General features: G+C 50.6%; 15 protein-coding genes and 1 tRNA gene. 4 read left to right on the top strand and 12 right to left on the bottom strand.

All coding sequences use genetic code 11. The features are described from left to right. Positions 1 to 6: 6 nt before the first annotated feature. From AC3Y2E_RS06730 to AC3Y2E_RS06770, 9 genes are all read right to left on the bottom strand, one after another. Complete coding sequence (locus AC3Y2E_RS06730) at positions 7 to 351, bottom strand: hypothetical protein (RefSeq protein ID WP_379208464.1); 345 nt, start codon at positions 349 to 351, stop codon at positions 7 to 9. Positions 352 to 366: 15 nt separating this feature from the next. After that, the gene (locus AC3Y2E_RS06735; protein WP_379208466.1) at positions 367 to 1,383 is read right to left on the bottom strand and encodes a DUF2184 domain-containing protein; all 1,017 of its coding nucleotides are present in this window, start codon (positions 1,381 to 1,383) and stop codon (positions 367 to 369) included. Positions 1,384 to 1,397: 14 nt separating this feature from the next. After that, positions 1,398 to 1,913: a structural cement protein Gp24 gene (locus AC3Y2E_RS06740; RefSeq protein WP_379208468.1), complete on the bottom strand. Its 516-nt coding sequence runs from the start codon at positions 1,911 to 1,913 to the stop codon at positions 1,398 to 1,400. Between the two features lie 23 nt (positions 1,914 to 1,936). After that, the gene (locus AC3Y2E_RS06745) at positions 1,937 to 3,199 is read right to left on the bottom strand and encodes a DUF2213 domain-containing protein (protein WP_379208470.1); all 1,263 of its coding nucleotides are present in this window, start codon (positions 3,197 to 3,199) and stop codon (positions 1,937 to 1,939) included. Positions 3,200 to 3,428: 229 nt separating this feature from the next. Continuing rightward, complete coding sequence (locus tag AC3Y2E_RS06750; protein WP_379208917.1) at positions 3,429 to 4,190, bottom strand: phage head morphogenesis protein; 762 nt, start codon at positions 4,188 to 4,190, stop codon at positions 3,429 to 3,431. Further along, entirely contained in the window at positions 4,123 to 5,715 is a 1,593-nt protein-coding gene (locus AC3Y2E_RS06755; protein ID WP_379208472.1) for a phage portal protein, read from the bottom strand. The genes AC3Y2E_RS06750 and AC3Y2E_RS06755 overlap by 68 nt, the downstream gene beginning before the upstream one ends. Positions 5,716 to 5,900: 185 nt before the next feature. Further along, entirely contained in the window at positions 5,901 to 7,193 is a 1,293-nt protein-coding gene (locus AC3Y2E_RS06760; RefSeq protein ID WP_379208474.1) for a PBSX family phage terminase large subunit, read from the bottom strand. Continuing rightward, positions 7,168 to 7,788 carry an HGGxSTG domain-containing protein gene (locus tag AC3Y2E_RS06765; RefSeq protein ID WP_379208476.1) on the bottom strand — a complete coding sequence of 207 codons (621 nt, stop codon included), beginning with the start codon at positions 7,786 to 7,788 and terminating at the stop codon, positions 7,168 to 7,170. The genes AC3Y2E_RS06760 and AC3Y2E_RS06765 overlap by 26 nt, the downstream gene beginning before the upstream one ends. A 193-nt stretch (positions 7,789 to 7,981) precedes the next feature. Beyond that, entirely contained in the window at positions 7,982 to 8,356 is a 375-nt protein-coding gene (locus tag AC3Y2E_RS06770; protein ID WP_379208478.1) for a hypothetical protein, read from the bottom strand. Between the two features lie 633 nt (positions 8,357 to 8,989). Between AC3Y2E_RS06770 and AC3Y2E_RS06775 the strand changes: the two genes are divergently transcribed. Genes AC3Y2E_RS06775 through AC3Y2E_RS06785 form a run of 3 tightly spaced genes read left to right on the top strand, consistent with a single transcriptional unit; the run spans position 8,990 to position 9,591 of the window. After that, a complete protein-coding gene (locus AC3Y2E_RS06775; RefSeq protein WP_379208480.1) occupies positions 8,990 to 9,160 on the top strand; it encodes a hypothetical protein in 171 nt (56 codons plus the stop codon). 39 nt (positions 9,161 to 9,199) lie between these two features. Next, positions 9,200 to 9,391, top strand: coding sequence for a hypothetical protein (locus AC3Y2E_RS06780; RefSeq protein WP_379208482.1), 192 nt, complete (start codon positions 9,200 to 9,202; stop codon positions 9,389 to 9,391). Continuing rightward, positions 9,391 to 9,591, top strand: coding sequence for a hypothetical protein (locus AC3Y2E_RS06785; RefSeq protein WP_379208919.1), 201 nt, complete (start codon positions 9,391 to 9,393; stop codon positions 9,589 to 9,591). Before AC3Y2E_RS06780 ends, AC3Y2E_RS06785 begins: the two co-directional genes overlap by 1 nt. 12 nt (positions 9,592 to 9,603) lie before the next feature. Here AC3Y2E_RS06785 and AC3Y2E_RS06790 read toward each other — a convergent pair whose 3' ends face one another. The 3 genes from AC3Y2E_RS06790 to AC3Y2E_RS06800 all read right to left on the bottom strand — a co-directional run bounded on the left by AC3Y2E_RS06790 (position 9,604) and on the right by AC3Y2E_RS06800 (position 11,732). Then, positions 9,604 to 9,891: a hypothetical protein gene (locus AC3Y2E_RS06790; protein ID WP_379208484.1), complete on the bottom strand. Its 288-nt coding sequence runs from the start codon at positions 9,889 to 9,891 to the stop codon at positions 9,604 to 9,606. Positions 9,892 to 10,449: 558 nt separating this feature from the next. Then, on the bottom strand, positions 10,450 to 11,355 hold the full coding sequence (locus AC3Y2E_RS06795) for a hypothetical protein (RefSeq protein ID WP_379208486.1): 906 nt from the start codon (positions 11,353 to 11,355) through the stop codon (positions 10,450 to 10,452). A 65-nt stretch (positions 11,356 to 11,420) separates the two neighbouring features. Further along, positions 11,421 to 11,732 (bottom strand): hypothetical protein, encoded by a 312-nt coding sequence (locus tag AC3Y2E_RS06800; protein ID WP_379208488.1) that lies wholly within the window; start codon positions 11,730 to 11,732, stop codon positions 11,421 to 11,423. 74 nt (positions 11,733 to 11,806) lie between these two features. Between AC3Y2E_RS06800 and AC3Y2E_RS06805 the strand changes: the two genes are divergently transcribed. Next, positions 11,807 to 11,874: transfer RNA gene (locus AC3Y2E_RS06805), tRNA-Ala, on the top strand. Positions 11,875 to 12,060: the final 186 nt, after the last annotated feature.

Here is a 12,060-nt window from a genome sequence, read left to right on the forward strand (position 1 = left end):
CCCTTCTTACTCGGGATCGGCAGCCATCTTCCGGGCTTCTTCCTCAGCTTTCAATCTTGCAGCTTCTTCCGCCGCCTCAGCTTTGGCTTTCGCTTCTGCTTCCTTTTTTGCTTTAGCAGCCGCAGCCTTGTCGGCTTTATCGCTCTTACCGTCTGCACCTTCTTCTGCTTCAATCTCGTCTCTTCTGCTCTCGATTAATTCGACCGACCCGTCCCTGGACGCAAGCTGGTACATCCGAGATTTCTCAACCCAGGCAGGCACAACAGCAAACTGTCCAGCGGATACGACAACGGCAGGCTCTTGGCCTGCCGGATGGTCAAACTGCAACGATTTTCTCGTAAAAATACGCATAGTGGCGTGTCCTCCTTAGATTCCGTCCATGTAACGGGCGCATTGGGTGTACAAGAACTTGACTTGGCCAAGTTGAGCAGCATAGGCGGTCAGGTAGGCCATTTCCGTCACCTGCGGCTGGGTCATTACCCGGCTGAGCGTTACAGGAAGGTCGAAATTGACTCGATCCTCGTCGTTGACGTATGCAACCATCCGGTCTGTTCCGCCCACGCCCGCGCCGACACACCAACGCGAAGGAGCAATCGTGAGGTCAACACCTTGGTTCTTGCCAATGTTATTGTCGAGCAAGAATTGCAAGATCGACGTATTGCCCGCTTCGCTGACCTTCCTCCCTACCAAGTCCGTGTACTGGACTGGTGGAATCAAGATGTGGTTTGCCATACCCGTCAGATCGTATTCGCTGGCAGCCCATGTTGCGGTGATAATTGTATTGACGTCATGCAGGATCTCGTCAGGGTTTTTGTTGAACCATTGCGACGTTCCACCCAAGCCATTAGGTGCGGAGGCTGCAATGAGCGCAGGGTTGTTTACCAGACCGTAAATTTGCAGGGTCGGCAGGCCAACATATACGAGATTGTCGATCGATTTGTTGTAATTCAGCCGGATGCCTTTATCCAGGATGTCGTCAAGCGACCGGCCGATGTGCTGCATTTTTTGTTGGTCAACGAACGGGACCTTAAGGATATTCGCGAAGGTGAACACCTTGAACAGGTCTTTGCTGAGGTTAGCCTGCATGATCGGGATGTTGTTCGTTTCGCCGCCGATGATGCCGGACTCGTTGCCCCCGCTCGTCGCGTAATCGACAAACTGATTGGACGTAAACTCCACCCATCCGCCGCCGGTCTTGGATACGATGTCGCGCATCCATGTGACGGAAGAGAGGGGTTCGTGCAGCTTAGCGTCGCGTTTTTCGAGTTCCCCTGTCAAAAAGGCCATCCCGGAGCCGATTGCAGCGTCATTGGTCATGACGCCTCCGCCCAGACCTTGTACCGTAAAGATGCGTTGTCCTTGGCTGTTGTTTGCAAGATTCATCGTTTCATGCCTCCTTACGGATTATTCCGCTCAATGAGTGTGACTTCTGCGACGCGGTTTGCATCGATCCTGCCGGTTGTCCATTTGGCGCCCGGGATCAGTACGGTATTGCTGCCGTCAGCCGCCGTTTCAAAACCGCCTACCACACCGCCGGGGATGGATGCATTTGCAGCGATCCGTACATAGACAGCGCCGCCGGCTTGCGGAGTTCCAACGCGACAGATAACGGTAATCGTACCGCGGCTTGCGACGTCACAGGGTTCACCCGGACGGTAGAAGCTCTGCGCGTTGTAGTAGTCAGAGGTCTGCTTGACCTCGCGGACGGCGATGCCTGCAAAGTTAGTTGCGGTACCGGTCGATCCGAACTTGGAGTACGTGTTGTCTCCGTTGAGCAGAACCGGGTCACCAAACTCCACATTTGCGGAATCGGATGTTTTGACAATCCGATTTGTAATAATAGCGTCGGCGCTTCGAGCGACGTTGCCGGCATACCCAAGATTAAGCACCTTTCCGATTACAGATCCTGGCATGTATGATCAGTCCTTTCGGCGCATTAGGCGCGGTTTTTGTAGTGCGGGTTGTATTTCGCAGCGATCTCTTTGCCGAGCAGCGACGGATCTTTCTTTTCGGCCGCCGAATCGTTTGCAGGCTTCGGCTTCTGCCGGCCATTGTCGATAGCTGCATATGTGGACGGCTTTTTACTCGGCGCTGTCTTTTTGACAGCAGCAATTGCCGCATCCGCTGCACGCTTGCGCTCGGCAGGGTCGCTGATAGCCGCAATCACCGGTTTGATCGCTTTAAGCGCCGCTAACTTGTAAGCATTGTCACCGGTCAAAGCGCTCTTTGGGCGGTCCGCAGGATCGGAGACAGGCCCTTCCTCATCCATCTGTTCTACGGGAATGGTATGGCTCTCTTCCTCATCATCATCAGCCGGCTTCGGGCCGCCTTCCAGCTCCGCGATCAGATTGTCAATAGCATCCTCTGGTTTTACTTCCTGTTTCTGTGCAGCCAGCTGCGCGACCACGGCCGCCAACTGATCCAGCTTTTCACCCAATGCCGCAACCGCAGGATCGACGTCCTTCGCGGCAGCCTGCACGACCTCCGCATCGTCCGCTTTGCGCTCTTCCGCAAGTGAGTCGACGGCGTCGACAATCTCCTCCGGATCGGCATCTGTCGCGAAGTGCTTAAGGCCAACAGCTGCCAGAAAATCAGTTACTCGGCCCATTTTCTTTTTGGGCAAATTGATTTTAGTAGGCATCTTTCTTGCTCCCTTCGATTCGTGATCTTTAATTGCAACGCGGTCGCCGGCGCGGCCGCTCTTAACGACTGCGACATGATTCCCGCATATTTGCTTCTGCTGATAGGTCCCGTCGCCCATGTCCTCGTATACGCAGTCGTAGCCGCAGGATACTTCCCGTTTGCCTGCTTGGACCTCTTCAATGAGCCGCTGATCGTATAAGACTAGGTCGGCAATTAACAAGTCGCTACTGTCCCCGCTGCCGGGCCGGACGTTTTGCACGGTCCCTTTCGTGTAGACAGTCGCATTCGACGATGTTACGACTTCCGCGGGATGCTCGTCAGTAACGACCTTCCCCTCGAACGACGCTACGGCCGCCGGACTGAACACTATCTCCGGGCTCCGATAGACCCTAACGACCTCTCCAGCGCGGTCAGCAGCGCCGATTTCCTCGCCAAGATACTCATACCACCCGGTGCGAGCGATAGGAACGTTGTGGGCAATCAGGAATCCTTCCGGCGTAGCGGTCATGTTGGGGCTGAATCTCGATCCATAATAAGCCCTCAATTCTGGTTTCACCTCCTCTCAGGGCATAAAAAAGAAGCCTTGCTAATCGGGCTTCCTCACTCTCTGTGCGTGTCGTAAATCTCAAGATTCCAACATTTTTCCTCTGCATCGAACGATATGATTACTTCTTCTTTTGAAGCAACGACGAAGGATAGGAGTTCTTCTAAATTACTAATGGTTATTCTGTCCACATGGCTTCTTAAATCACTTGATTTCGTAACTCGAAATTCCATTTGTCACCTCACGCAATCTTTTCAAACTGCTTCCGCGACATACGCTGAACTGTTCCGCCGTAATATACCTTTGCCGGCCACTGGATCAAATCCAGATCGATCACCGGTTCCGGATAACAGCGGCAGTTGAAGATGTTGCCGGCATGGTAATGCCCGAAGGATCGCCTCTCACCGTCCAGCAGCTCCGGGCTCGGTGGGTTGCTCCACCTGATCAGGACGCCCTCCATGATTCGATGAGAAGATCGCACGCGGGTATCCTCGGACGTGCGCCAAACGTACCAGTCGACGCCGATAAGTTCGCTCCGTGCCTGCGTCAGCGCGGTGGACGTTTTGCTCGTTTCCGTCCGCGCGATCAGGCCAGCCTTCGCTTTGGTCACGTCAGGAAAATACGTTTTGATCTGCTCCGCAATATCAATAGCTCTCGTACCTTTCAGCACTTCGCGCCCAACGTGCTCCGTCACCTGTCTGGATACATCGAGCGGAACTGAGCGGATGATCGCCGCATTACGCTCGATCTGATGCCGCACAGCAGCTCCAAGCGGCCCCTGCAGCTCCTTTTGAAGGGCTTCGTATATCATTCTGCCTCGGCTGTTCTTGCGGGCCGCCTGGCGCCAGGTGCGCCCAGCATCGCTATAAAGGTGCGTCACCATCTTTGTAGCTATTGCCTCTGCGTAATCAGCAAAGCGCCTGCTAGTCGTGTAGTTACGTATCACCTTTGCGATTTCGAAGGGATCGCCTAAACCAATCAGCAATTTTTCGAGTTGGTCCATCACGGCCAGAATAGCCTTGCGGTACGCCTTCTCGATTCGGCGTCGAGGCGCCCATAAATCCGCCATAGCTCGACACCTCCTCGTCTCCCGGCATGATATCACCCGTGTCTAAATCCTCGTCAGCCTCCTCGATGTCGGCGTCGGTGATGCTCGTAAACATCCCCGTTGACTCACCAAGCTGCTTAAGCTCCTTGACCCCGGTGCGCCGGCTGATGAGCCCGGCCGAGTACGCGTTGATAATGCTTGTTGTCTTCTTGTCAGCCAGCTCAGCAACGTCCTTGTCATCGGGGGTCCGGATCGGGTCGAATACATAGTCGTAATCATCCGGGATACCGCCAAGCTCAGACATAAACATGACGGGCAGTATCTTGTCCAACACAGGTCCGAGCGTGGACTCCTGCTGCTGCTGCACGACCTCGTAATAGTTTTGCATGTCGGACTCGCCCGTAGCGTTCATTCCGGCTGGAGCGCGGCCGAACAGCTTTGTAACAGGAATCTGACTCGCCCCGGCCATGTCGAGCATGAAGCTTTCATAGATGTCGTTTAGGCCGCCAAAACTGTACTGATGGGTTGCAAAATCGTCATCTTTGCCGAGCAAATACATCCCCATATTAGACATCAGCCAATTTTGAGCTTGCAGGGTGTTGTATAGATCCGACTGCGCTTTTTCATTTCCCGTAGCAAGGACCTCTCCCATATCGCTCATTTTGAGCACCCTGAGATTCGCCAAAAAGATCAGCTGCGCAATGTTCCAACTCGTGTTGTCCCGTTTTTTCAGCTCGTCGAATACGACTTCAACCTCCGATGCGCCCCAATGCTGCTCAGCAATGCGCTCCCAGTGCGGCAGTTCCCGGCCAGCGAATCGGATGATCCGGCTGTGATGGACGTTTATCATTTGCCCGTCATCCATCGTCATTCGGTACGATGAAGGCAGCCCGAACTCAACGTCATCGATATTACTCACGAGATTCAAATTAGGCGAAACGCCGGACCAGCGGTCCAGAATCATCAGCCCTTTGAATGATCCCGGCATGATCGTATCGTAGTCGAGCGGTTCGTGCAGGATGTCCTCGTGTCCTTCGATCAAAATCAAACCCACGGCGCCGCCGTACAGCCTGCCCCATTTGAGACCGTGCAGGATCTTGCTCTTAACCCGGCGCGTCCGCCAAAGCTTATTAACTCTGCGCAATTGCTCCGGGTCGAGCTGTGATGTGAGCGTAATCCAGTTCCGGGTCATGTCTTCCGGGATCGTATCGATGACGCGCCGTATGATCCAATGCGATCGGTATAGGCTGTTCATCAGCTGATAATCTTGCGACAAACGCGTCATCGGATAATTCGTGCCTTCAAGCAGGTTCGGCGTGCCAGCACCAAGACGCGCAAGCACATTTTGAAATGCGTCCGCCGTGAACCCCGGGGGCATCTTCTGCTGTTTTGCTTTTGGAACCAGTTCAGCTTGCGACGGCTGCTCGCGTCGTCTCGCAGCATCTGCAGCCTGACGGTGCCGCTGCTTTCGTTTACTCAAAACCTCACCTCCCCTCGGACATCTGCACCAAATATTTGATTTTGTGAATATGTCCGGCATTCGAATCCCGATATTCGGCCGATTTCGGGCAAAATCAGCGATTTCCCTTCCGTGGAACAATGCAAAAAAGGGCTGCTCGCCCCGGGTGCACGATCTTTGATTTTCTCATGATTGCTCCGTTTCGCTTACGCCGACAACCGGCGCGGTTTGATGACCGTTTTGGTGAAATATCTAACTCCGTCCATCGCATGATCCATTTGCTTAACCGGCTTTTCTACGCCACGTTCTCCGGCCTTTTCGTCCCAAACGTAGCTCGCTCGTTCCTTGAGGAAATTCGGGCAGTTACGGCGGTGAACGCGGATTTTTCGTTTTGCAATCATGGTCGAAACCATTCGAATGCCGTCTTCCACATCGTTGTCAGCATCTTTCACCCGATAGCCACGATTTCGGAGAGCAGCCTTGAAACTCGCTGCCGAAGGGTCCAGTACTGCATAATCCGGGATGTCTTCTGACCCGACAAAAACCTCGAAATCTTCCGCATACTGGCTATCATCTTTTTGGACGCCTTTAGCCTTGCCGTTGTAATAATACTCATTAAGCACCCAGCACACGTCCCCGTCGTCCCAGATATCCAAGAACACCATCGGGTTGCTTGTTCCATAGTCGACGGCGATGTACCGTCGAGCGAGGCTTTTAAAGCCGGGCACCAAATCTTCATCGTCGAAAGTATTCTCCTGATCGTCCCACATGTCGTAAATGACACCTTCGGCCAGCACCCATAAACCGAGGATATACCGCTTGAAGAACACGCCGGTGAATAGCCGCTTGTAGTCTTCTTTCGTCTGCTCGTCCAGGCTAAGGTTATCGTCCATCGTAAAGTGAAGGTGGAGAGCTCGCTTTTCCTTAAGCTGATCCAGCCACTCCTCTTTGAACCAGTGGAACGGGCTGCCGGGGTTGCAGTTGAACCAATACTTTTTACCAGTAACGGAGCACCGGGCAATAGCCTGGTCAACGAACGATTTCGGCATCAGCGCCACCTCGTCGAAGAACATGCCGGCCAGCGTGATCCCCTGTATCAGATCCTGGCTGCGCTCGTCCTTCCCGCCGAACAAGTAAAAAACGTTCGATTTGCCGCCTTTGGACACGGTCATGAAATTCTCGGACCGGTTCTCCTTAGCGTGGTAGCCGCGGCTTTTGAGCATACGCTTGAGCGGTACGATCACGTTACGGCGAAGCGCGCCGATCGTCTTTCCTGACATGCCCAGCTGCTCGTTTTCGAACGTTTCCATCGCCCACATGACATAGCTGAAAGACATCGACGCCGTCTTACCGGAGCGGACAGATCCATCGCAAATAATGGCGAGATGGTCCTTGTATGGACTCTTCGGCATCCACCAAGTAAGAACCTTGAGCTGCTTGGGAGAGAAGGGCTTCCACCTGAACGGGGCCGGCTTACGTTTCGCTGCTGTCGCTGCCATCGCCCCACACCTCGCTTACCTTGCCGGCCAAAGCATCCATGAAGCCGTCGTCCTCTTCTTCCTCGTCCGGCACCTCGTCAACAAGGAACTTATGCTTCAACTCGAGCAGCTTCGTTTTCTTGTCCTGCACCCGGGTGAGTGCGTCCTCGATTTTCAGGATGCGTTCCATCTTCGATTGCTCCCGGACAGTCTGCTCGACCTCGATCATCCGCTTGCGGCCCTTTTTATCCTCGATCCGTTGGAACTTCCGATCGGTGCTATTGGACTCTTTCCCCGCCTTAATGTCCTGAATCAGCATCAGCATACGGCGAATGCGTATCTCGCAAATCTTGATGTCGTGATTGATCTGTTCAAGAGGATCGGTGCGGATGGACTCGAAGAGGACGCGCTCGTCCACATCCAGTGTGTCCATCCAGATGGTCTCATGCTCGCCGGTCGTTACCGCGTTTTTATTTCCTTTTGGCGGACCGGTCGATTTTCCACCGTGAAGATTACAGCGCCCGTTCGGCATTGCTGCTCTCTTACATGGGGTCCCGTTTCGAGTTTTTGCACCGCATTCACGTTCATGGGGTAGTTTCGCTTTACTCAACCACATTCACCACCTGCCTGTCTTTTTCGCCTTTTATCCCACTCAAATCATCGCCAACTCCAATTTCAGGAACACCAGTTCCCTTTATCGCCCTCTGAGACGCACAAAACACCCCGTATTTGCCACGTAACCGGGTGGGGTAGTGTATTTACATGCCGAAACGCTTATACGCCAATTCAGAGCGTCACAGAGGCATTCTCTATTTCTTCGACTTTGGCCCTCGCTTATTGCCGCTCAGCTCATATTTTTTCAGCAACCAGGACATCGAGCCGAAGGTGATGCCAAGTGCTTCCGAAATCTGAACGAGCGTCTTCCCCGATTCGAGTTCTTGCTGCAGCAACTCCTTGGTGATGTGACCGTATCGGTACGGATCTCGGCCATGCTTCTTTACTTCAGGTACAGGCTCGAGCTCGAGTATGGGTTCGGCGATAACCGGTTCTTCCTCCGAATTCAGTCTGACGTATTCGAATTTGATCCCGCGCTGATCGGCGGTCCGAATCTTATCCAGTTGCCCGTTCTTTGCGAGCTCGATCTCTTCCGGCGTCAGCTTGTATTGAGCCATAGCACCATACACGACATTCACCTCTTGCTATTTTTTTTGTATATGAAAAACTCCCCAATCAGATTTGATTGAGGAGCATTGTCGACATAAGAGTATTTATATCTTTTATATGTTTATTTCTTTCTTTCTTTGTTAGGGGGTGAATTAGCTACCTCGCGAGGGAGTGAATTAGTTCCCCCAAGAAATTTTTGAGGGAGCGTTTTAGCTACCCCAAGAATGCGAAGATGAGGGAGCAAATTAGTTCCCTCATGTTAGGTATTTGCAGCAAGATCGGCAAAAAGAAAAGCACCGGTTAGGGTGCCCTTAACTGCTTAAATTTACTTTCTTCCAACCTTTACTTTTCGTATTACTGGGACCTTCAAGTACACTATTAACTCTTGTTGCATCGTGCCACTCTCATCAGAGTAATGGTTTAATGCAGAGCTGTCGTACTGGTAAGTATCCAAGTTAAAATGAATCACACGGCTTTCTTTTATGGCCTCATACAGACCTTTAACATCTGAGCATTCGTACTCATGCAATGTTGTATCATCATAGTGAAACTTTACTTTCATTGTTGATTTCACCCCCTCCCATCAATCACCATTCGACAAAGAGAAGGTAAATCCTCCCATCCTATCGAATAGTTCTTTAGGAGGTGATAGGATGGATACAGTTGAACGATTGCTGAGAAGGCAGAATCTCTGGATACTTGCGTTAGTCGGTTCAGTTGTTGTTGGGCTGGCTGTGGCCGCATGGTATTTTCTGCACGCTTTACCTTCTGGATTCGAGGAATTTATCAATTCAGTAGGCAACAAGAATTGGGGCGGACAATAGTCCCCCCCCCCCCCGAACAATTATTATCTGAGGTGTCCCATGATCGAAAATTACCCACTCGCGAACGAGCCCGGCAAAACCATGTTCGTCTTCCCCGCACTGGCCGGCAAAGTATATGGCCATATCGTTAAGGACCGGACTGCCAAAGACCCGGCAAAAATTATTTACGAAACGCCTCGGTACGATTCCGTTGAAGCGTTGAAGGCCGATTTCCCGGAGGCGAGCGATTGATGTTGGTTCCAGGTTTTGTCCTTCGTACAGATCATCACCTTCAGGTGGCGATGCACAATCAGGTTCATGTTGAAGTATGGCAGCTCGGGCAGTTACTCGATTACGGTGGACCGATCGAGAAATTCTCCGAGTCCTCCGTTTGGATCAGCGGAGTTCATATCGCCTATCTACGAGTCGTGTGCGAATTCAAAGTTCGCTGACACGGCTTTTTTTCATGGTCTCAAATCACCCTGCTCGAGTTTCCTCAGCCTACGCTTATATGCTTGCCTCTTAACTTCATCCGGCGCCATGGCGATCAATTCCCGGAGCATCTCCATTTCCCGGTTGGCCAGTTCAACAATTTGATCGCCGATCAATCTACTGTCCAGATCGTTCAGCAGGACTTCGACGACTCCGTCGGCCTCAAGTCTATTAGCTTGCGCAGCGTCGAGAAACACTACTTCACCCGGGCTATACTGGTCAAAGGCTGTTTGAACCCGACAAGGTATAATTTCAGACATATAGGAATCCACCTTTTCAAAACCATAGTTTCATCCTGCTAATTATACTAACTTGTCTGGGATTAGTCACATTAGGAAATGCCGGCTCTCGCTGCGGCGGCCGGCAAGCCGTCCCGATCCGTACCTTTATCTGCTAGGATCGCGGTTGTCCCGGAGGTGGAGGGTGTCCAGGCTGCAGCGCTTATGACAAGAGCGCTACAGCCCAGGAACGGAGTATTCGAATGTAAGGGATAAGCATTCCAGTCACCCGCAAAAGTGTGTACTCTGCAAAAGGCTTCTCACCTACCTTTTCAGATACCGGTGCGACCGGCCAGATGCGGGTGATTAGAGGCAATACGAGCAGATCGCAGATCTACCCGCGGCATAAAAAAAGAGAGGTCTTATGCGGGGCCATCCGCTAAAAGCGAATGCAGCGCCGCTGCCTCTCAAGCAAGGTTATTTTGTCGGGTGTCTGTCCCTCTCTCGTATTGCCATGATATAAATATAACAGGTTAAAAGTGCCGTGACTTACTGTTTTGACGTTTTTTTTCGGTTAAATTATGGCTTTTTTTATACCAATTAAATCGCAGACTCTACTACTGATACAATAGTGAGGTTTTTTGGAAGAATATTCATGAGAGCTATTTCAAGTGTGAGTGTATTTACCTCTTTTTTTGGATCGTTGACAGAAATAGTAATTACTTTAATTCCTTTTTTAGATTTCTCAGGGGGAACACCCCGAATAAAAGTAATGGAGTTTATCGAGCTATTATTCCCTATTGTAGCTCTTTTTAAGCCAAGATCGTTTTCGGATTCAGGCAAATCGCCTGTAACTTCAACAAAAAATAATCTATCCACTTTTACAATTGTTTGAAGTTGACTTATTGAATTAGAGCCGATATTATTCAGTTTCTCCTCTAGTCGCTCCATACGTGATATGAAGATCTTATCTTTATCGTCGAACTTGTCTGATTTTTGTATTAAATTACTCTCGATTACCCTGTAAATGGGATTGTCAGGTAATTCATTGCTTTCCAAAACATCTTCTATGACTACTCGGAGTTTATTACTTAAATCTACTGTACCGTACATGTCATTGGCATAAAAAATTGTACGTTCTTCTATGATATCAAAAGGAAGTTTTGTTCCATTCTCACAAATAGTTATGACTGGTTTTCTGGAGGCATGTCGAATGGCGAGTTCATACATAACGTTCGGATTAAGTCCAGTAAGATTTGCGATTACAAGATCATCTTCCAGTATTCTCTGTATAACTTGTTTGTTAATAGATCCCGGATGCGGCATACGATGAGCTACTGTTATATTGCTATTTAAAAACCCAAAATGGTTAGTAAGAATAGGGACTACAACAGCATCAATAACTCCTTCTGCAGCTCGTCTTATGTCCGTGTTGTCTCCACCTATTGGAGTAACAATAAAGCATTTTTTTGAACTATATCCTTGTTGATCAACTTCTGTTGTCATATGTACCCCCTGCCAAAATTCCTTTTTGGATGTAAATACGACAATATTCTTGGAAATCCTTTATTTTACCAAAATGTAAAAAGAGGCGATGTTACGCCTCTATAATTGATCGTATGAATATCCCCACCCCTGACTCGTGCATATAATCCGCCAAATAGCGGCCATCCTTCAACCGTCCGCGCCTCGCGCATTTGCTTGATCGTGATCTGGATGTACTCGCTGCCATTGAGAATTTCAATTCCGTGCTTGTCCGTTAAAATAAGTTCCACTCCACTATTGAGCTGCATGCCGATCGTGTCCGCATCAACAAAGAGCCGGCCGGTTATGTACCCTGCGATGAGATCTGCGGTTTCTTTCATGTGCTCAGATAAATCCATACACAGCACCTTCTCTCTCAACATTTATGCGCCCAACTTTTTGTTATGTTAACCTCAATGATCTTGGTAGTGTTTTCGACTAATTGGTCAGAGCGCATCGCTGGCAGCGATGAGGTCAGGGGTTCGATCCCCCTAGGCTCCATACATCAAAACACGGATCATTGGATCCGTGTTTTTCTTTTGGTCCAAAGGCCGAGTGAACCCCTGATAAGGGTTCAGACCGCGTACAAAGAGCGAAGCGAAACTCCGGGGTCCCTGCAAAGTAGTCGGAATATGCCTCAAAGTTTGGCTTCGCTTTGTGGAGGAAGAAACGGCATGGAAATTTACC

This window comes from Paenibacillus sp. MAH-35 (assembly GCF_058135425.1).